The 18,347-nt window shown below is 60.3% G+C and carries 17 protein-coding genes; 14 read left to right on the forward strand and 3 right to left on the reverse strand.

Annotation, left to right across the window (positions count from 1 at the left end; all coding sequences use genetic code 11):
* Window positions 1-205: 205 nt before the first annotated feature.
* The 5 genes from acnB to JBO08_RS07895 all read left to right on the forward strand — a co-directional run bounded on the left by acnB (window position 206) and on the right by JBO08_RS07895 (window position 6,800).
* A complete protein-coding gene (gene acnB, locus JBO08_RS07875; RefSeq protein WP_065872859.1) occupies window positions 206-2,815 on the forward strand; it encodes a bifunctional aconitate hydratase 2/2-methylisocitrate dehydratase in 2,610 nt (869 codons plus the stop codon).
* Between the two features lie 343 nt (window positions 2,816-3,158).
* Window positions 3,159-4,052: an alpha/beta fold hydrolase gene (locus JBO08_RS07880; RefSeq protein ID WP_065872858.1), complete on the forward strand. Its 894-nt coding sequence runs from the start codon at window positions 3,159-3,161 to the stop codon at window positions 4,050-4,052.
* Window positions 4,053-4,077: 25 nt separating this feature from the next.
* On the forward strand, window positions 4,078-5,349 hold the full coding sequence (locus JBO08_RS07885) for a glycosyltransferase (RefSeq protein ID WP_065872857.1): 1,272 nt from the start codon (window positions 4,078-4,080) through the stop codon (window positions 5,347-5,349).
* Window positions 5,350-5,467: 118 nt separating this feature from the next.
* Window positions 5,468-6,193, forward strand: a complete 726-nt coding sequence (locus JBO08_RS07890; RefSeq protein WP_065872856.1) for an autoinducer binding domain-containing protein — start codon at window positions 5,468-5,470, stop codon at window positions 6,191-6,193.
* A gap of 28 nt (window positions 6,194-6,221) precedes the next feature.
* The gene (locus tag JBO08_RS07895; protein WP_065880651.1) at window positions 6,222-6,800 is read left to right on the forward strand and encodes an acyl-homoserine-lactone synthase; all 579 of its coding nucleotides are present in this window, start codon (window positions 6,222-6,224) and stop codon (window positions 6,798-6,800) included.
* 51 nt (window positions 6,801-6,851) lie between these two features.
* On the opposite strand, the gene JBO08_RS07900 is transcribed toward JBO08_RS07895, so the two are convergent.
* The gene (locus JBO08_RS07900; protein ID WP_065872854.1) at window positions 6,852-8,129 is read right to left on the reverse strand and encodes a serine/threonine transporter; all 1,278 of its coding nucleotides are present in this window, start codon (window positions 8,127-8,129) and stop codon (window positions 6,852-6,854) included.
* A gap of 384 nt (window positions 8,130-8,513) precedes the next feature.
* On the opposite strand from JBO08_RS07900, the gene JBO08_RS07905 reads away from it, so the two are divergent.
* The 4 genes from JBO08_RS07905 (at window position 8,514) to JBO08_RS07920 (ending at window position 12,019) form a co-directional block, all read left to right on the forward strand.
* Window positions 8,514-9,038: a cysteine hydrolase family protein gene (locus JBO08_RS07905; RefSeq protein ID WP_065872853.1), complete on the forward strand. Its 525-nt coding sequence runs from the start codon at window positions 8,514-8,516 to the stop codon at window positions 9,036-9,038.
* Between the two features lie 53 nt (window positions 9,039-9,091).
* A complete protein-coding gene (locus tag JBO08_RS07910; protein ID WP_065872852.1) occupies window positions 9,092-10,045 on the forward strand; it encodes a 2-hydroxyacid dehydrogenase in 954 nt (317 codons plus the stop codon).
* Between the two features lie 129 nt (window positions 10,046-10,174).
* Window positions 10,175-11,242: a phosphotransferase family protein gene (locus JBO08_RS07915; protein ID WP_220074220.1), complete on the forward strand. Its 1,068-nt coding sequence runs from the start codon at window positions 10,175-10,177 to the stop codon at window positions 11,240-11,242.
* Between the two features lie 9 nt (window positions 11,243-11,251).
* Window positions 11,252-12,019, forward strand: a complete 768-nt coding sequence (locus JBO08_RS07920) for an SDR family oxidoreductase (protein ID WP_049713006.1) — start codon at window positions 11,252-11,254, stop codon at window positions 12,017-12,019.
* Window positions 12,020-12,049: 30 nt separating this feature from the next.
* Here the strand turns inward: JBO08_RS07920 and JBO08_RS07925 are convergent, their stop codons facing one another.
* Window positions 12,050-12,493 carry a carboxymuconolactone decarboxylase family protein gene (locus JBO08_RS07925; RefSeq protein WP_065872850.1) on the reverse strand — a complete coding sequence of 148 codons (444 nt, stop codon included), beginning with the start codon at window positions 12,491-12,493 and terminating at the stop codon, window positions 12,050-12,052.
* Window positions 12,494-12,647: 154 nt separating this feature from the next.
* On the opposite strand from JBO08_RS07925, the gene JBO08_RS07930 reads away from it, so the two are divergent.
* Both JBO08_RS07930 and JBO08_RS07935 read left to right on the forward strand, forming a co-directional pair.
* On the forward strand, window positions 12,648-14,081 hold the full coding sequence (locus JBO08_RS07930; RefSeq protein ID WP_220074219.1) for a PLP-dependent aminotransferase family protein: 1,434 nt from the start codon (window positions 12,648-12,650) through the stop codon (window positions 14,079-14,081).
* An 84-nt stretch (window positions 14,082-14,165) separates the two neighbouring features.
* Window positions 14,166-14,567, forward strand: coding sequence for a cupin domain-containing protein (locus JBO08_RS07935; protein WP_065872848.1), 402 nt, complete (start codon window positions 14,166-14,168; stop codon window positions 14,565-14,567).
* 36 nt (window positions 14,568-14,603) lie between these two features.
* Here the strand turns inward: JBO08_RS07935 and JBO08_RS07940 are convergent, their stop codons facing one another.
* Entirely contained in the window at window positions 14,604-15,233 is a 630-nt protein-coding gene (locus JBO08_RS07940) for a DNA-3-methyladenine glycosylase I (RefSeq protein ID WP_065872847.1), read from the reverse strand.
* 217 nt (window positions 15,234-15,450) lie between these two features.
* Between JBO08_RS07940 and JBO08_RS07945 the strand changes: the two genes are divergently transcribed.
* The 3 genes from JBO08_RS07945 to JBO08_RS07955 all read left to right on the forward strand — a co-directional run bounded on the left by JBO08_RS07945 (window position 15,451) and on the right by JBO08_RS07955 (window position 18,283).
* Complete coding sequence (locus JBO08_RS07945; protein WP_175402987.1) at window positions 15,451-16,776, forward strand: C4-dicarboxylate transporter DctA; 1,326 nt, start codon at window positions 15,451-15,453, stop codon at window positions 16,774-16,776.
* A 101-nt stretch (window positions 16,777-16,877) separates the two neighbouring features.
* A complete protein-coding gene (locus JBO08_RS07950) occupies window positions 16,878-17,579 on the forward strand; it encodes a FadR/GntR family transcriptional regulator (RefSeq protein WP_065872845.1) in 702 nt (233 codons plus the stop codon).
* A gap of 17 nt (window positions 17,580-17,596) precedes the next feature.
* The gene (locus JBO08_RS07955; protein ID WP_220074218.1) at window positions 17,597-18,283 is read left to right on the forward strand and encodes a GntR family transcriptional regulator; all 687 of its coding nucleotides are present in this window, start codon (window positions 17,597-17,599) and stop codon (window positions 18,281-18,283) included.
* Window positions 18,284-18,347 lie beyond the last annotated feature (64 nt).

Raw genomic sequence — 18,347 nt, forward strand, 5'->3', positions numbered from 1 at the left:
CGGTGTTGGCGATGGTGAATGACTCGGTAGGTCAACGCCCTCGCCAACCCTCATCAGCTCCGTTCTGCAGGCGTAAAACTTTGAAAGCAGCTTCTGTGAGAAATGCCGGCAGCGCTGGCTTTGTGGCTCAAAAAGCCCCCGAGCGCATGCGTGCCGTTCATTGCTGGATGAGCGTCCCGTGGGACCACTGATGAGGGTAATAACTGTGCTTGAAGCCTACCGCAAACATATCGAAGAGCGTGCAGCCCTGGGTATTGTTCCCCAGCCGCTTAACGCCGAACAAACCGCAGGCCTGGTTGAGCTGCTGAAAAATCCTCCGGCTGGCGAAGAAGAATTCCTCGTTGACCTGATCACCAACCGCATTCCACCAGGCGTTGACGAAGCTGCCTACGTCAAGGCCGGTTTCCTGTCTGCCCTGGCCAAGGGCGAAGCCACTTCCCCCCTGATCGACAAGAAACGCGCCGTTGAACTGCTTGGCACCATGCAAGGCGGCTACAACATCGTGACACTGGTTGAGCTGCTGGACGACGCCGAGCTGGCACCTGTCGCCGCCGCCCAACTCAAGCACACCCTGCTGATGTTCGATGCGTTCCACGACGTGGCCGAAAAAGCCCGCAATGGCAACGATCACGCCAAAGCCGTGATCCAGTCCTGGGCAGACGGCGAGTGGTTCCGCAACCGCCCGACCCTGGCCGACAAGATCAGCCTGCGCGTGTTCAAGGTCACCGGCGAAACCAACACCGACGACCTGTCCCCTGCCCCGGACGCCTGGTCCCGCCCTGACATCCCGCTGCACGCCCTGGCCATGCTGAAAATGGCTCGCGAAGGCATCGTGCCGGACGAGCAAGGCAAGACCGGCCCGATGAAGCAGATCGAAGAGATGCGCGGCCAAGGCTTCCCGATCGCCTACGTCGGTGACGTGGTCGGTACCGGTTCTTCGCGTAAATCCGCGACCAACTCCGTACTGTGGTTCTTCGGTGACGACGTTCCTTACGTGCCGAACAAGCGCGCTGGCGGCTTCTGCTTCGGCAGCAAGATCGCTCCTATCTTCTACAACACCATGGAAGATGCTGGCGCACTGCCAATCGAATTCGACGTTACCAACATGAACATGGGCGACGTGATCGACCTGTACCCGCATGCTGGCAAAGTCTGCAAACACGGCACCGACGAAGTCATCACCACCTTCGAAATGAAGACCCCGGTGCTGTTGGACGAAGTCCGCGCCGGCGGCCGTATCCCGCTGATCATCGGTCGTGGCTTGACCGACAAGGCGCGTGCTGAACTGGGCCTGGGCCCTACCGACCTGTTCAAGCTGCCTGAAGCGCCTGTCGACACCGGCAAAGGTTTCACCCTGGCACAGAAAATGGTCGGCAAGGCGTGCGGTCTGCCAGAAGGCAAAGGCGTTCGCCCTGGCACCTACTGCGAACCGAAGATGACCACCGTGGGTTCCCAGGACACCACCGGTCCGATGACCCGTGACGAACTGAAAGACCTGGCGTGCCTGGGCTTCTCGACCGATCTGGTAATGCAGTCGTTCTGCCATACCGCGGCCTATCCAAAGCCGATCGACGTGACCACCCACCACACCCTGCCTGACTTCATCATGACCCGTGGCGGTGTATCGCTGCGTCCAGGCGACGGCATCATCCACAGCTGGCTGAACCGCATGCTGCTGCCGGACACCGTCGGTACCGGTGGTGACTCCCACACCCGCTTCCCGATGGGCATCTCGTTCCCGGCCGGCTCTGGCCTGGTCGCGTTTGCCGCAGCCACTGGCGTAATGCCACTGGACATGCCGGAATCGATCCTGGTGCGCTTCAAAGGCAAAATGAAACCTGGCATCACCCTGCGTGACCTGGTTCATGCCATTCCTTACTACGCGATCCAATCGGGTCTGCTGACGGTAGAGAAGAAAGGCAAGAAGAACGCGTTCTCCGGCCGCATCCTGGAAATCGAAGGCCTGAACGACCTGACGCTGGAACAGGCTTTCGAGCTGTCCGACGCCTCGGCCGAACGTTCGGCTGCCGGTTGCACCATCAAGCTGTCGAAAGAGTCGATCACCGAGTACCTGAACTCCAACATCACCCTGCTGCGCTGGATGATCGGTGAAGGCTACGGCGACCCGCGCACACTGGAACGTCGTGCCCAAGCGATGGAAGCCTGGGTTGCCAACCCTGAGCTGATGGAAGCCGATGCCGACGCGGAATACGCCGAAATCATCGAGATCGACCTGGCCGAGATCAACGAGCCGATCCTCTGCGCACCGAACGACCCGGACGATGCCCGTCTGCTGTCGAGCGTTGCCGGTGAGAAGATCGACGAAGTGTTCATCGGTTCGTGCATGACCAACATCGGTCACTTCCGCGCTGCCGGCAAGCTGCTGGAGCAGGTCAAGGGTCAGCTGCCAACCCGTCTGTGGCTGTCGCCGCCGACCAAGATGGACGCTCACCAATTGACCGAAGAAGGCTACTACGGCATCTACGGTAAAGCTGGCGCGCGCATGGAAATGCCGGGCTGCTCGCTGTGCATGGGTAACCAGGCACGCGTAGAACCGAACTCGACCGTTGTGTCGACGTCGACCCGTAACTTCCCGAACCGTCTGGGTGACGGCGCTAACGTCTACCTGGCTTCGGCTGAGCTGGCAGCAGTGGCTTCTACCCTGGGTCGCCTGCCGACCGTTGAAGAGTACATGGGCTACGCGGCGAAACTGGACACCATGGCCAGTGACGTCTACCGCTACCTGAACTTCGACCAGATCGCTGAGTTCCGTAAGATCGCAGCAAGCGCCAACATCCCGGTGATTCAAGCCTAAGGGTGTGTTGATGTAGCTACACCCGGTAAAAAAAACGCCGCGTATCGCAAGATACGCGGCGTTTTTTTGTGCTTGAAGAACCGCCGCGCCAGATGAAACACACTGATTGCCGACCGCCTTTGTATACCGACCTACCAGATCAGGTAGTTGTCCCCCAACACCTTGAAGACTAAAACTCTCTACAGCCTGAAACCTGCGTCATGGGATCTGCCTGCTCTGGATCTACTTCGCGCTGTAAGCCGTACTACTTCTAATAAAAAACAATCAAGCCTTGCCCCCGGCACCTGAGCTCAGTGGCAGGGGCGCTCTCGCCTGTTTTTCAAGTGCTGACTGGAGGTGTGTTATGTCGCGTAAACACTATGTGATCAAGAAGGTCTTCAAGGATTATTCGGTGTCAGTGGAACAAATCGGCGATGCTCCCAATAAAAATAACGTTTTGCTGGTCAACGGCGCCATGGCCACGACGTCGGCCTTTGCCCGTACAAGCAAATGCCTGGCCGAACACTTTAACGTGGTGCTGTTTGACTTACCGTTCGCTGGAAACTCCCGCGTTCATAACCCGGACCGGTGCCTGGTGACCAAGGACGACGAAGTGCAGATATTGCTGGCATTGATCGAGCGCTTCAATATTCACCACCTGGTTTCCGCCTCCTGGGGTGGCTTGTCGACCCTGTTGGCGCTCGCCAGAAACCCGGGCACCGTCAAAAGCTCGGTCGTGATGTCATTCGCTCCCGGCCTCAACGCACCGATGCTCGACTACGTCAGCGGGGCCCAGGCACTCATGGCCCGGGATGACAACGCAGGTATCGGCCATTTGCTCAACCAGACACTGGGCAAGCACCTTCCGGCCCGACTCAAGACCGCTAATCAACAACACATGGCGCAGTTGATCGACGCCGAGCAGCATCAAGCGCGATTCCATATCGACCAGGCGCTCAAGCTCAACGAGGGGGCTTACCTGCCGCAACTTTCGAGCATCAACAGCCATGTGCACTTTTTGAACGGCGCCTGGGACGAATACACCAGCGCCATGGACGTGCAGTGCTTCAAACAGTACATCCGTGACTGCAGCTTCTCCACGGCCGAGAGCAGCGGGCATTTTCTGGATCTGGAATCCAGGGCGGCGGCCAACGGCGTGCACCGTGCATTGCTCGGTCATTTGCTGGCGCCTCGCGATACCCAGCCAGAGGCGCTTCACGCGTCGCCCCCGCACCGAGCGCAGTTGAGCTTCGCCTGAGCACTTTTCGACAAGGATGTGGATGATGCGAGTAATCATGATTGCCATCGGCTCGGCCGGTGACGTTTTTCCCTTTATCGGCCTGGGCTCTGCCCTGATTCTGCGCGGTCATCAGGTGACCTTGTGCAGCATGCCGGCTTTTCAACGCACCATTGAGGCGCGAGGCCTAGACTTCGTACCGTTATGTGATGAGGCTACCTACACCGCCGCCATGGGTGATCCCCGGCTGTGGGACCCGAAGACATCCTTCGGCGTGTTGTGGCAAGCCATCGCCGGCCTTTTAGAGCCGGTCTACGACTATGTGACCGCCCAGGACAACGACGACACCGTGGTCGTCGGCTCGCTGTGGGCCTTGGGTGCTCGTATCGCCCATGAAAAATACGGCTTCCCCTACCTGTCCGTCCAAGTATCACCATCAACGTTGCTGTCTGCACATTTGCCGCCCGTGCACCCCACCTTCAATGTATCGCCGCGCTTGCCATTGACCCTGCGTAAACTCCTCTGGCGCGGGATCGAATACCTAAGCCTGGACCGTACCTGTGCGCCCCAAATCAATGCCCTGCGCCGCAAACACGGGCTGCCAGGCACGGTGAAGACTATCTTCAGCCAATGGATGCATTCGCCTCAAGGGGTAATATGCCTGTTCCCCGAATGGTTCGCCCCCGTACAGCAAGACTGGCCGCAGCCCTTGCACATGGCCGGCTTCCCACTGTTCGACGGCGGCACCCTCGGGCTCGATGAGCAAAGCCGAACTTTTCTGGACGCAGGATCTGCCCCCATTGTCTTCACCCAAGGCTCCACTGAGCACTTTGACCATCAGTTTTATCGGTTCGCCCTCGCAGCGCTGCACAAGTCGGGCGCACGCGGCATTTTTCTGACCGGTGATCGGCCGGTCATCAGCGACTTGCCGCCCACGGTGATGCAGCGTCCGTTCTTGCCGATGAGTTCACTGTTGCCCCGCGCGGCGGGCCTGGTCCACCCCGGCGGCATTGGTGCCATGAGCCTGGGGCTTGCGGCCGGCATTCCACAGATCGTCCTGCCGATCGCTCACGACCAGTTCGATAACGCCGAGCGACTGGTGCGCATGGGGTGCGGGATTCGCCTCGACCTGCCCCTGGACAGCCAAGACCTGCAAGGGGCGATCGCAGCACTGTTACACGATACCCACTTGCAAAAGGCCAGCCTGCGGGCGAGTAGCCTGATGCCCGCCGACGCGGCGTCCTGTGAAACAGCGGTCAAGGCCATTGAGCAGTGCCACGCGCGCCATTCAATTCCTCGTCTGCGCCAAGCGTCATAACACCAGCGTCTTGGGTGAAAGCACCGTGCCAGAGCCATCGGGAAAGCCTAGGAAAAGTTTGACAGAAATATCTCGTGGGCTAGATTGCCAAAGGTTTGGGGAATCGAGGCGACTGTCCATGGAGAAGGAAAACGACCTCATTCGCTGGTGGAATCGCTTGCGGATAGAGATGCTCAAGCAACAGGGTGGGCCACAAGTGTTCGCGCTGCTGGAGCGGGAGGTGTTGCAACTGGGGTTCGAGTATTACGCCTATGGCGTACGCCACCTGACCCCTTTTACCCGTCCAAAAACCGAGATTTACGGCTCCTACCCCGAAAGATGGCTGGAACATTACGAGGAGCAAAACTACGCGGCAGTCGATCCGTCGATTCTCAGTGGCTTGCGTTCCACCGAGATGGTGCTGTGGAACGACGCACTGTTTGATAACAGTCGAAAGTTATGGCTGGAAGCTCGGGACTGGGGTCTGCGCATCGGCGCCACGCTGCCGATTCGCAGCCACGATCACTCGCTGCGGTTACTGTCCGTGGCCCGGCGCGAAGACCGGATCTCACAGGCAGAAAGCGACGAAATACAATTGCGCCTGCGCTGCATCCTCGAACAGGTGACGCTGCGCCTGACGGACCTTGGCCATAGCGAACGCACCCACCCATCGGTGTGCCTCAGTCTGCGTGAGCGGGAGATCCTGCAGTGGACCGCCGACGGCAAAAGTTCCGGCGAGATCGCGCTGATCCTCACCATCTCCATCAACACCGTGAACTTTCACCTCAAGGCCATCCAGAAAAAATTCGGGGCCGCCAACAAGACACTGGCGGCTGCCTATGCCGCCGCACTGGGCTTGATCTAGGGCCCGACGATCACGATAAGGACATCCAATGATCAATATCATCACCCGCCATCACCATGAACTGTCTGCAGCCCTTGAGGACGACCTGGGCCGCTATCGACACGAAGTGTTCATCCAGCAACTGGGCTGGAAACTAGACTCCACCTGCGCCCTGCCCCAACGCGAATTCGACCAGTTCGACCAGGCCGACACCCGTCACATCCTCGCCCTGGACACCAAAGGCCAGGTCTGCGGTTGCGCACGACTGTTGCCGACCACACAGCCTTATCTGCTGTCGGAAGTCTTTGGATTTCTGTGCGACCAGCCCAGCCCGCAAAGCAGTGATACTTGGGAAGTGTCGCGCTTTGCCGCCCGAGCTCTTGAGGAAGGCACCTTACCGATGCGGATCTGGTGGAACAGCCTGCACCATGCCTGGCGCCAGGGCGCCAATCGAGTGGTGGCGGTCACCACCCCGGCACTGGAGCGTTATTTCCTGAAAAATGGTGTGCAGTTGAGTCGCCTCGGCGCTGCGCAACGCGTGAACAAAGACCACCTGGTAGCGCTGAGTTTTCCGGCCTGGCAGAAAAACGGCCAAATCGCGTTGCACGCTGATTCGGCCGTTGCATAGCGCTGCGTGATCCAGGTGTGAGGAAAGCCCGGGTCGAAGGTTTTGCTCACATCAAGGAATCAGCGAGTACACCACCGCAGTGATCGCCACCAGGCCAACCGCCGTGACAAACACATTGGACGCCTGCCCACGGTACTTGGCCATGGCCGGCACTTTGCGGATGGCATACATCGGCATCAGGAACAGGATTGAAGCAATGATCGGACCACCCAGAGCCTCAATCATGTGGAGAATGCTTGGGTTTAACGTCGCAACCATCCAGCACGCCACCAGCATGAAAGCGGCAGTCATGCGGTCCAGGCGCTTGGCACCCGGGCGACGACCCGTTTTCAGCACCAACCCCTTGAGGCCTTCGCTGGCGCCGATGTAGTGGCCCAGGAACGATTTGGCAATCGCCACAAACGCGATCAACGGAGCGGCAAACTCGATGGTCGGGTTATCGAAGTGGTTGGCCAGGTACGACAGGATCGACAGGTTCTGCGCCTTCGCTTCGGCCAACTGCGCCGGCGATAGGGTCAGTACGCAGCTGAATACGAAGAACAGCACCATCACCACCATCAATACGTGTGCGCGGGACAGGATCTGCGAGCTGCGCTCATCGGCGTGGGCGCCGTACTGGCGCTTCTGGTCAACCGCAAAGGCCGAGATGATCGGCGAATGGTTGAACGAGAACACCATCACCGGGATCGCCAGCCACAGCGTATTGAGCAGTGCAGACGGTGCCGGGACTACGCTGGCGGTGCTGAGGATGCCGCCATTCCAATGCGGAACCAGGTACACCGCCAGGAACAGCAAGGCGACGATGAACGGATACACCATCAGGCTCATGGCCTTGACGATCACTTGCTCGCCGCAACGCACCACGGCCAGCAGGCCGAGGATCAGCACCAACGACAGAATCGCTCGTGGTGGCGGCATGATGTGCAGTTGGTGTTCCATGAAGCTACCAACGGTGTTGGTCAGCGCCACGCTGTAGATCAGCAGGATCGGGAAGATAGCAAAGAAGTACAGCAAGGTGATCAGCGCACCGGCCTTGATGCCGAAGTGCTCTTCGACGACGTCGGTGATGTCGGAGCCTTCTCGACCGGACAGTACGAAGCGGGTCAGGCCACGGTGGGCGAAGAACGTCATCGGGAAGGCCAGTACCGCGAGGATCACCAGTGGCCAGAAGCCTCCCAGGCCCGCGTTGATCGGCAAGAACAGCGTGCCGGCGCCAATGGCGGTGCCGAACAGGCCAAGCATCCAGGTGGTGTCCTGGCGGCTCCAGCGTGTGAGGGTTGCAGGTGTCGTCTCATAGCGTTGGTCGACGCTATTGGCCTGATCATTCATCCGATCGGATCTCCGCTTTTACACGGTCGGGACGAGTCAGAAAAACCTGACAGGCAGCGCCCCGACCATAGAAGGGGCCGGATTGTCCGGGATTCTGTTGAATAAGCAAAGACTTAGCTGAGGAACGGTGGCGTGGTACATCGACGCGCCGCGCACAAATCAAACACATTCGTTGACAACTTGGCGCCGCTTTCAGCATGATCCAGCCATGAACCGTATTCAGCTGAACCTCACCCCCACCACCACCACGACCGCCTCAGGCGGGTCGTGCGGTTGCGGTGGGTGTTCACGCTAGACACCTCACAGATTCAACCCAAGGCCCCGCCAGCAATGGACGGGGCCTTTTTATTGCTCCGCCATCTGGCCATTGCAAGGAGCAACACCATGACTGACGCCCTGCTGATCATTGATATGCAAACTGGCTTATACGACGGTCCGGAAAAGCCCTTCGAGCGCGAACGTGTACTCGCCACCATCAACCAACTGATTCAGCGTGCACGCCATGCAGGCGCCCCGATCTTCGTCGCCCGCCACACTGGCCCGGCAGGCTCGCCGATTGAAGCCGGCAGCGCGCCCTGGCAGCTATGGCATGGCCTGGATGTCGACGAGTCGCGCGATCTGTTGTTCAACAAAACCCGCCCCAGTTGCTTCCTGGGCACAGACTTGCAGCAGCAACTGAGGGCGGCACAGGTCAGCCAATTGGTGATCGTGGGCATGAAAACCCAGTTCTGTATCGACGCCACCTGCCGGGTTGCGGTGGAACTGGGCTTCCAGGTGGTGCTGCCGGAAGACGGCCATACCTGCATGGACACTGCGGCATTGAAAGCCGAGGCGATTATCGAGCATCACAACGCGACGTTGGCTGGGGCGTTTGTGAAGCGCACGAGAGCGGCTGAGATCCGCTTCTGACCACGCAAATACTGCATACTCATGCCCTCAAACCCTTCAGGAAGAGCCTTCCGATGACCGCCACCGTTCTGGTCCTGGTAGAAACCATCAACGAATACCTGCCCATCATCGAGAGCAATGACTTTCACGTGATCCTGGCGCCGACGCCCACCGAACGCGCCGAAGCCATCAAAGCCCATGGCAGCCAGATCAACGCCGTACTGACCCGTGGCCCGCTGGGTTTGTACGCCGAGGAAATCGCCGCCCTGCCGCTGCTGGAAATAATCTGCGTAATCGGCGCCGGCTATGAGCATGTTGACCTGCAGGCCGCCAGCAATCGCGGAATCGTCGTCACCAATGGCGCCGGAGTGAATGCGCCGTCGGTGGCCGATCACGCCATGGCGTTGCTGCTGTCGCTGGTGCGCGGCATCCCTCAGACCGACGCAGCCGTGCGCCGTCATGAATGGCCGAAAGTGATGCGCCCGTCGCTGGGCGGCAAGCAGCTGGGCATTCTTGGACTCGGTGCGGTGGGCCTGGAGATCGCCAAGCGTGCCGCCCTGGGATTCGGCATGGAGGTGAGTTATCACAACCGCCAGCCGCGCGACGACGTGGACTACACCTACTGCGCAACCGCCGTGGAACTGGCGCGCACCTCGGACTTCCTGATCCTGGCCACCCCCGGCGGCGCCAGCACCCGCCACCTGATCGATCGCCATGCCCTGGACGCGCTGGGGCCGAATGGCTATCTGGTCAACATCGGCCGTGGCAGCGTGGTGGTCACCGCCGACCTGGTCGCCGCCCTGGAGCAACGCCGCATCGGCGGCGCCGCGCTGGATGTGTTCGACGACGAGCCCAAGGTGCCCGACGCGCTCAAAAAACTCGGCAACACCGTGCTCACCTCCCATGTCGCGGGCCTCTCGCCGGAAGCCGCCCATGACACCGTGCAACGCGTGGCCGACAACCTGGTGGAATACTTCGCCGGGCGTCCGGTGCTCACGCCGGTCGCCCTGCCCCCGCCCAATAAATGACCGATCAGGCACGCTGATCATCGTCCAACACGCTAACCTATTAAGCCGCCCCGACCTTGTCGCTGGGCGGTGGTGCGCATTAGATTAGGAAATAGTCCAAGGCCTTTAGAATAAGCAGAAGGGATAAGCATGGCGCTGAACGACCAATCGACCCAAATTCGCCCAGGTGAAGAACTTGATGCCAGCCTGATCGATCCCTACCTCAAGGCTCACATCCCGGGCTTGAGCGGCACGCCTACGATCAGCCAGTTCCCAGGTGGCGCGTCCAACCTGACCTACCTGTTGGAATACCCCGGTCAGGAGTTCGTGCTACGTCGCCCACCGTTTGGGCACAAAGCCAAGTCCGCCCATGACATGGGCCGCGAATACCGCATTCTCAACCAGCTCAAAGACGGCTTTCCCTACTGCCCCAAGGCCTACGTGCATTGCACCGACGAATCGGTGATCGGTGCCGAGTTCTACGTGATGGAGCGCGTCAACGGCATCATCCTGCGCTCCGACCTGCCGGCCGAGCTGGGCCTGGATGCCGCCAAGACCGAGGCGCTGTGCAAGAGCTTTATCGACAAATTCGTTGAACTGCATCAGGTGGACTACAGCGCCTGCGGCCTGGCGGATTTGGGCAAACCCGAAGGCTACGTTGAACGCCAGATCCGTGGCTGGAGCGATCGCTACGAAAAGGCTCTGACCCCCGACGCGCCACGCTGGGATGCGGTACGCGCCTGGCTGAATGAAAAAATGCCCGCCGACCACCCGACGTCAAGCATCGTGCATAACGACTACCGCTTCGACAACGTGATTCTTGACCCGCATAATCCGATGCAGATCATCGGCGTGCTGGACTGGGAACTGACCACCCTCGGCGACCCGCTGATGGACCTGGGCAACACCCTCGCCTACTGGATCGAAGCCGCTGACCCTGCGCCGGTGCAACTGATGCGCCGTCAGCCAAGCAACGCCCCCGGCATGCTCACCCGCCGCCAGTTCGTCGATTACTACGCTGAACGCGCGGGCCTGCAGATCGACAATTTCGACTTCTACTACACCTACGGCCTGTTCCGCCTGGCCGGTATCGTGCAGCAGATCTACTACCGCTTCTTCCATGGCCAGACCCAGGACAAACGCTTTCCGCAGTTCATTCAAATGAACAAGCTGCTGGAGCAAATGAGCCTGAATGTCATCGGTAAATCAGCCCTCTAAGGAACCCTCATGTCCAAGACCAACCTGTTCGACCTCGATGGCAAGATCGCATTCGTTTCCGGCGCCAGCCGTGGCATCGGTGAAGCGATCGCCAAGTTGCTGGCCCAACAAGGCGCTCACGTGATCGTTTCCAGCCGCAAGCTGGAAGGCTGCCAGCACGTGGCTGATGCAATCATCGCCGACGGCGGCAAGGCCACCGCCGTGGCCTGCCACATCGGCGAGATGGAGCAGATCACCCAAGTGTTCGCCGGCATTCGCGAACAGTTTGGTCGCCTGGATATCCTGGTGAACAACGCTGCGACCAACCCGCAATTCTGCAACGTGCTGGACACCGATCTCGGTGCGTTCCAGAAGACCGTTGACGTGAACATCCGTGGCTATTTTTTCATGTCGGTGGAAGCCGGCAAGCTGATGCGCGAAAACGGCGGCGGCAGCATCATCAACGTAGCGTCGATCAACGGGATTTCGCCGGGTGTATTCCAGGGCATCTATTCGGTGACCAAGGCCGCTGTGATCAACATGACCAAGGTGTTCGCCAAGGAATGCGCCGAGTTCGGCATTCGTTGCAACGCCCTGTTGCCGGGCCTCACCGACACCAAGTTCGCCTCGGCCCTGGTGAAGAATGACGCAATCCTGAAAATGGCCCTGGCGCAGATCCCCCTCAAGCGTGTGGCGGATCCAAGCGAGATGGCCGGCGCGGTGCTGTTCCTGGCCAGCGATGCATCCAGCTACACCACGGGTGTGTCGCTGAATGTGGATGGCGGTTTCCTGTCCTGAAAGCCGCACTCTATGTGGGAGCTGGCACATTCAAGCATTCGGCGGCTGCTGCCGAAAGCTCACCGCCAGGCGGTTCCAGCCACTGATGCTGGACACCGCCATGGTCAGGTCCACCAGCTCCTGCTCACTGAATTCCACGCGTACAGCCGCGTACAATTCATCCGATACCGTCGAGGTCGGCAGCGTCGCCACCGATTCACTCCAGGCGAGTGCCGCCTTTTCCCGTGCCGTGAAAAACGGCGAGTCACGCCATACGCACAACGCGAACAAGCGTCGCTCGGTTTCGCCGCGCTGGCGCGCCGCCATTGAGTGCATGTCTGTGCAAAACCCACAGCCGTTGAGCTGCGAGACACGAATCTTGATCAGCTCCAGCAAGGGCTTTTCGATGGACAAACCAAAGGTTGTCGCCTCCAGCATCAGCATGCCCTTGAGCGCTTGCGGCGAGGCGGTGTAGTAATCGAGGCGAGGTTCCATGGAACGGTTCTCTGGCGTAGGGCGCAATGACAAACCAGCCTAGAGTCCGCAAGGCATAAGCCCTATAGCCAATCAGCCGGTTTATGCGCAGACCATTTTGAGCCTGTCACGCAGGCGCGTAATCTTGGCAAAGAGTGAATGCCCGGGATAAGACATGGAACTGCACGTTGTGATCAACGGCCGCAAGGATCTGGCCGAACAGTTGTACCAACAGCTGCACGAAGCCATCGGCTCCGGACGCCTGGCCGCTGGCGCGCAATTGCCGCCCAGCCGCTTGCTTGCCGAGCAACTGGGCATATCGCGCAAGACCGTGTCCGACACCTACGCCACCCTCACCTACGAAGGCCTGCTGGTCGGCAAGACGGGCCGTGGCACCTTCGTCAACGCCCGCGCACCGCAGTCCGAACGCCTGCAAACCGCCACCGACCTGGCCTGCGCCGCCAACCTGGCGAAGTGGCAGTCGCTGCCCTCGCCCATGCGCCACCCCACGCGCGACAGCACGCTGCGTTACGAATTTATCGGCGGTGCCACCAGCCGCAACCAGTTCCCCCAGGATGAATGGCGGCGCTGCACCCAGGACGCGCTGCGCCGGATTGCCCAGAACAGTGGGTTCTACAGCCAACCCGAAGGCTTGCCTGCGTTGCGCAGTGCAATCGCCGGGCATATCGCGTTCTCGCGCGGCGTGAAATGCCGCGACAGCGACATCATCGTCACCAACGGCGCACAGCAGGCGCTGGATTTGATCGCACGCGTGGTGCTGGAACCGGGCAGCATTGTCGCCATGGAAGACCCCGGCTACAGCCCCGCACGCCAGTTGTTCATGGCAATGGGCGCCAACGTTGCCAGTGTGCCGGTGGATGCACAGGGCATTCGCGTCGACCAGATTCCCGACGGCACGCGGCTGATCTACGTGACGCCCTCACACCAGTTCCCCCTTGGCATGCCCATGAGCCCGCCACGCCGTGAAGCCTTGCGGGCGCGGGCGCTAGAGCTGGGCGCGATCATTATCGAGGACGACTACGACAGCGAGTTCCGCTACGAGGGGCGCCCTACCGACTCCCTGCAAAGCATGGACACCCGCGGCCTGGTGACCTACGTCGGCACCTTCTCGAAAACGTTGCTGCCCGAGCTACGCCTGGGCTACGCGGTGCTGCCACCGGCGATTCATGGCGCGGTGCTCAAAGCCAAGCAATTGACCGACCAGCACAGCTCGACGCTGCCGCAATGGGCATTGGCCAAATTCATCAGCGAAGGCTACCTGCTCAAGCATATCCGCCGCTGCCACACGGTCTATGCCGGGCGCCGCGAGCGCATCCTGCAGCGCTTGGCGGGGGATTTGTCGCCGTGGTTCGACGCCGTGCCGACCGTGGCCGGGTTCCACATGGCTGCATTGTGCAAGGTGCCGGTCAACATCCCGCTGCTGATGGAGCTGGCGCGGCAGGTCGAAGTGGGTCTGTACCCCCTGGATGTGTTCTTCCACGACGCTCCGGTACGTCCTGGCCTGATCATCGGCTTCGGCGCCATCGAAACCCTGGACATCGACCCGGCGCTGGACAAGGTCCGCGATATTCTCCAGCAGATTGGCTAGGCGGTTTTCCGCTGGATTGGTCATTGGTCACCCAGGCGCTGCGGCGTAGGGTGAAGAGGTCTCGAATGACTTGGAAACCTCGCCATGAAACGACTGCTCGCCAGCGCGCTGATGTTCACCTCGCTCACCGCCTTTGCACACGAACCGGTTTACAACCAGGAATCGATCAAGGTTCTGCAAGAGCACGCGCTGACCAATGTGCCCGGCAAGAAAACCATCCTGCTCACCGTCGATTATGCCCCCGGCCAGGCCACTGTGCCCCATAGCCACACCGGCACCGCCGTGGCTTACGTGCTGGAGGGCGCGGTGACTTCGCGGGTGAATGAGGAGAAGGCGAAGACCTACACAGTGGGTGAGTCGTTCTACGAACCGGCGGGTTCGCGGCACTTTGAATCGAGCAATGCCAGCCAGACAAAACCGGCCAAGTTGCTGGTGGTGATGGTGTTGGATGACAAGGCTGAGGTGCTGACACCCCTTCCACACTAATCAGCCACACCACCACCCCCCTGTGGGAGCAGGGATTCAGGGCCGCTTGAACTGCCGCCGCAGCGTTTCAATTCGCGGCCGGCAGTAGCAGCCTTCCAGATGATCATTAACCATCCCCATCGCCTGCATCAGCGCATACATCGTGGTCGGGCCGACAAACGTCCAACCCCGCTTCTTCAGGGCTTTCGACAAACGTTCGGAAGCCGGTGAGGTGGGGTTACCCGTCCAGTAAGCCATGTCTACCAAGGCCGGGCGTTCATCGTCAGCGGGCTCAAACGCCCACAACCACCGTGCCAGCGAGCCGGCCTCCTCCACCAACTCACATGCCCTGCGCGCATTGTTGAGGGTGGACACGATCTTCGCGCGATTACGCACGATGCCCGGGTCCTGCATCAGCCGCTCGATATCCGACTCGCCGTACTGCGCCACCCGGCGAAAATCAAAACCTTCGAACGCCGCGCGAAACTGCTCGCGTTTGCGCAGGATGGTGATCCAGGCCATGCCTGCCTGAAAACCTTCCAGGCAGATCTTCTCGTACAGCTGGATGTCATCCGCTACCGGCACGCCCCACTCACAGTCGTGGTAATGCGGGTATTCCGGCGCTGCGGTGCGCCAGGTGCAATGGGTGCGCCCGGTTTCGTCGGTGGTCAGTCCTGGCTGGTCCATCTATCACCTCATAGGCCGAGCGGCGGATGATAAGCGAAAAAAATCCCGCCCCGCCAACCGCTCAAGCATCGCCCTCACCGACCAACTGGTCAGACCGGGACCCGTCAACTGGCAAATAATGACTTGTTATTTCAAAAATACCTGGCCTAGACTGGCCCCGCACTGGACTTACCGGTATGACCACAACAATTAAGCCCTGGAACCACCAGGGCACCGAATAGAGATCCCTCCCATGCTCAGATGGTGCTCGCGTTCGATTTTCCTGCAAGTCGTGATCGGCCTGATGTTAGGCATAATCTGCGGCCTGGCCCTTCCCGAATTCTCCTCGCAACTCAAACCCTTGGGCGACGGCTTTATCAAGCTGATCAAGATGCTGATCGGCCTGATCGTGTTCTGCGTGGTGGTCAGCGGCATCTCCGGCGCCGGCGACCTGAAGAAAGTCGGGCGCATTGGCCTCAAGTCGGTGATCTACTTTGAAGTGCTGACCACCATCGCCCTGGTGATCGGCCTGATCATGGCCTTCAGCACCGGTATCGGCACTGGCGCCAATATCCACCTGGAACAGCTCTCCTCCGCCGGCCTCAATGAACTGGCCGACAAGGGCCAGCACATCAAGGGCACCAGCCAATTCCTGATGGACCTGATCCCCAACTCGGTGATCGGCGCTTTCGCCGAGAACAACGTGTTGCAGGTGCTGCTGTTCTCGGTGCTGTTCGGCAGTGCGCTGAACCTGGTGGGCGAAGCGGCCTCCGGCATCACGCGGCTGATCAATGAACTGAGCCACGTGATTTTCCGCATCATGGGCATGATCGTGCGCCTGGCGCCAATCGGCGTATTCGGCGCGATCGCCTTCACCACCAGCACCTACGGCCTGGACTCGCTGCAACATCTGGGCAGCCTGGTGGGCCTGTTCTACCTGACCTGCTTCGCTTTCGTCGCGCTGATTCTCGGCTTGGTGATGCGCGTGTCGGGGCTGCGCATGTGGCCGCTGCTCAAGTACCTGCGTGAAGAACTGCTGATTGTCATGGGCACCGCCTCTTCCGACGCCGTGCTGCCGCAGGTCATGCGTAAACTTGAGCACCTGGGTATTGGCAGTTCCACCGTCGGCCTGGTGATTCCAACCGGGTATTCGTTCAACCTCGATGGCTTTTCGATCTACCTGACCCTGGCCATCGTGTTTATCGCCAATGCCACCGGTACACCGCTGTCGATGACCGACCTGATGACCATCTTGCTGGTGTCGCTGATTACCTCCAAGGGTGCCCACGGCATTCCAGGGTCGGCCCTGGTGATTCTGGCGGCCACGCTTACGGCGATCCCGGCGATTCCGGTGGTGGGCCTGGTGCTGGTGCTGGCGGTGGATTGGTTCATGGGCATCGGCCGTGCATTGACCAACCTGATCGGCAACTGCGTCGCCACCGTGGCCATTGCCCGCTGGGAGAAAGACATCGATATCCAGCGTGCCAACAAGGTCCTCGATGGTCACCAAGGCTACGCCTTCCAGGCGAAGAAACCGGTGCTGCCGGCGCATCAGGAGTTCTGAGCAAGCGACACGGTTCAAATGTGGGAGCTGGCTTGCCAGCCTCCCACATTGGCTCAACGCCAGTTTAATTATTGTATTTGCAACTTAAAGGAGTGTACGACGTGATCAGCACCTCAACCGTCGTCAATTCAGTCGTAGAAAAACTGCGCGCCGCACTCAAGCGGGGCCAGTGGCGACGCGGCGAAATGCTCCCCGGCCAGCGCGAACTGGCCGAACAAATGGGCATCAGCCGCCCCAGCCTGCGCGAAGCCGTGATCGTCCTGGAAACCCTTGGCCTGGTGCGCTCCATGCCCGGCAAAGGCGTGGTGGTGCTGGAGACCAGCGTCAGCGAGCCGCAATCCAGCGACGCCGTGGCCGACGCCAGCCTGGAAGATATCCTGCAACTGCGCTACACCCTTGAACCCTTCATCGTCGGCCTGGTGGCCCAATCCATCAGCAGCAAAGAGGTCGGCCAATTGCGCCTGACCTTGATGGACATGCGCGAAGCCCTCGACGCCGGCGACGCCGAAGCCGGCATGAACGCCTACATCGACTTCCATGAAGAACTGTTCGCCCTGACCTCCAACCCGATCTTCCAGAACGTGGTGCAGCAAACCAGCAATGCCCTCAAGCAAAGCGCCCAAGTGCTGCGCAACTCGCCCGAGCACCTGGCGGAGCGCCTGCGAGAGAACGAGGCCGTGGTGCGCGCCATCCGCAACAAAAACAGCGCCCTGGCCAGTGCGGAAATGCGTCGGCACATCCTTCAGGAAGGCCTGCGCATGGGCATTCGTTTGAACATCCCGGACGACCATCTGGGCAGCTGACTTTCTGGAGACAGGCCATGACCGCTCACGCGCTGCAACGCGATCCCATCCTCCCTGCCCTGCGCCTGGTCGCCGGTAAAAAGCCTTCGGTGGACGACATCTACCCGCAGCTGTTCGACGCCATCCTCGAACAACGCATTGCCCCGGCCAGTCGTTTTACCGAAGAAGGCCTGGGCGAAATCTTTGGCGTGAGCCGCAGTGTGATTCGCCGGGTCCTGGCAAAACTGTCCCATCAGCAAGTGATCATCCTGCGCCCCAACCAACGGGCCCAGGTCGCCGCGCCGGACCAGCAGCAAACCCGGCAAATTCTCGAAGCACGGCGCCTGACTGAAATGACCGTGGTGCAACTGGCCTGCGCGCACGCCACACCGACCCAGGTACGCCAGTTACGCGAGCTGATTGCCCGCGAGCGCGAGTGCATCGAGCGCGACCAGCGTGGGCCGGCGATTCGGCTGTCGGGAGAGTTTCATCTGCAATTGGCAGCGATGGCGCGCAATGCACCGCTGGCGCAGTTCCTTAACAGTTTGGTGCCGCTGACGTCGTTGATCATTGCCCAATACGAAGCAAAAGCCTGCACGTATTGCGCGTGGCAGGAACATGCGGCGATTGTGGATGCAGTGGAGCAGCGTGACTCAACTACCGCGGTGGCGCTGATGACCCAGCATCTGGACCACCTGGAAACTAAATTACTGAAGCACCACTGACCCCAAGGTAGATGGAGATCAAAATGTGGGAGCTGGCTTGCCTGCTCCCACAGTTGCCCTGCAT

Source organism: Pseudomonas sp. LAP_36 (assembly GCF_019456785.1).
In the GTDB taxonomy this organism is placed as follows: Bacteria; Pseudomonadota; Gammaproteobacteria; order Pseudomonadales; family Pseudomonadaceae; genus Aquipseudomonas; species Aquipseudomonas tritici.

What these genes read in the sequence shown, in the direction of transcription:
- JBO08_RS07885 (WP_065872857.1), top strand. Translation starts at nt 4,078, where the DNA reads ATGCGAGTAATCATGATTGCCATCGGCTCGGCCGGTGACGTTTTTCCC.
- JBO08_RS07890 (WP_065872856.1), top strand. Translation starts at nt 5,468, where the DNA reads ATGGAGAAGGAAAACGACCTCATTCGCTGGTGGAATCGCTTGCGGATA.
- JBO08_RS07920 (WP_049713006.1), top strand. Translation starts at nt 11,252, where the DNA reads ATGTCCAAGACCAACCTGTTCGACCTCGATGGCAAGATCGCATTCGTT.
- JBO08_RS07895 (WP_065880651.1), top strand. Translation starts at nt 6,222, where the DNA reads ATGATCAATATCATCACCCGCCATCACCATGAACTGTCTGCAGCCCTT.
- JBO08_RS07935 (WP_065872848.1), top strand. Translation starts at nt 14,166, where the DNA reads ATGAAACGACTGCTCGCCAGCGCGCTGATGTTCACCTCGCTCACCGCC.
- JBO08_RS07915 (WP_220074220.1), top strand. Translation starts at nt 10,175, where the DNA reads ATGGCGCTGAACGACCAATCGACCCAAATTCGCCCAGGTGAAGAACTT.
- JBO08_RS07900 (WP_065872854.1), bottom strand. Translation starts at nt 8,129, where the DNA reads ATGAATGATCAGGCCAATAGCGTCGACCAACGCTATGAGACGACACCT.
- JBO08_RS07910 (WP_065872852.1), top strand. Translation starts at nt 9,092, where the DNA reads ATGACCGCCACCGTTCTGGTCCTGGTAGAAACCATCAACGAATACCTG.
- JBO08_RS07940 (WP_065872847.1), bottom strand. Translation starts at nt 15,233, where the DNA reads ATGGACCAGCCAGGACTGACCACCGACGAAACCGGGCGCACCCATTGC.
- JBO08_RS07880 (WP_065872858.1), top strand. Translation starts at nt 3,159, where the DNA reads ATGTCGCGTAAACACTATGTGATCAAGAAGGTCTTCAAGGATTATTCG.
- JBO08_RS07930 (WP_220074219.1), top strand. Translation starts at nt 12,648, where the DNA reads ATGGAACTGCACGTTGTGATCAACGGCCGCAAGGATCTGGCCGAACAG.
- JBO08_RS07925 (WP_065872850.1), bottom strand. Translation starts at nt 12,493, where the DNA reads ATGGAACCTCGCCTCGATTACTACACCGCCTCGCCGCAAGCGCTCAAG.
- JBO08_RS07955 (WP_220074218.1), top strand. Translation starts at nt 17,597, where the DNA reads ATGACCGCTCACGCGCTGCAACGCGATCCCATCCTCCCTGCCCTGCGC.
- JBO08_RS07905 (WP_065872853.1), top strand. Translation starts at nt 8,514, where the DNA reads ATGACTGACGCCCTGCTGATCATTGATATGCAAACTGGCTTATACGAC.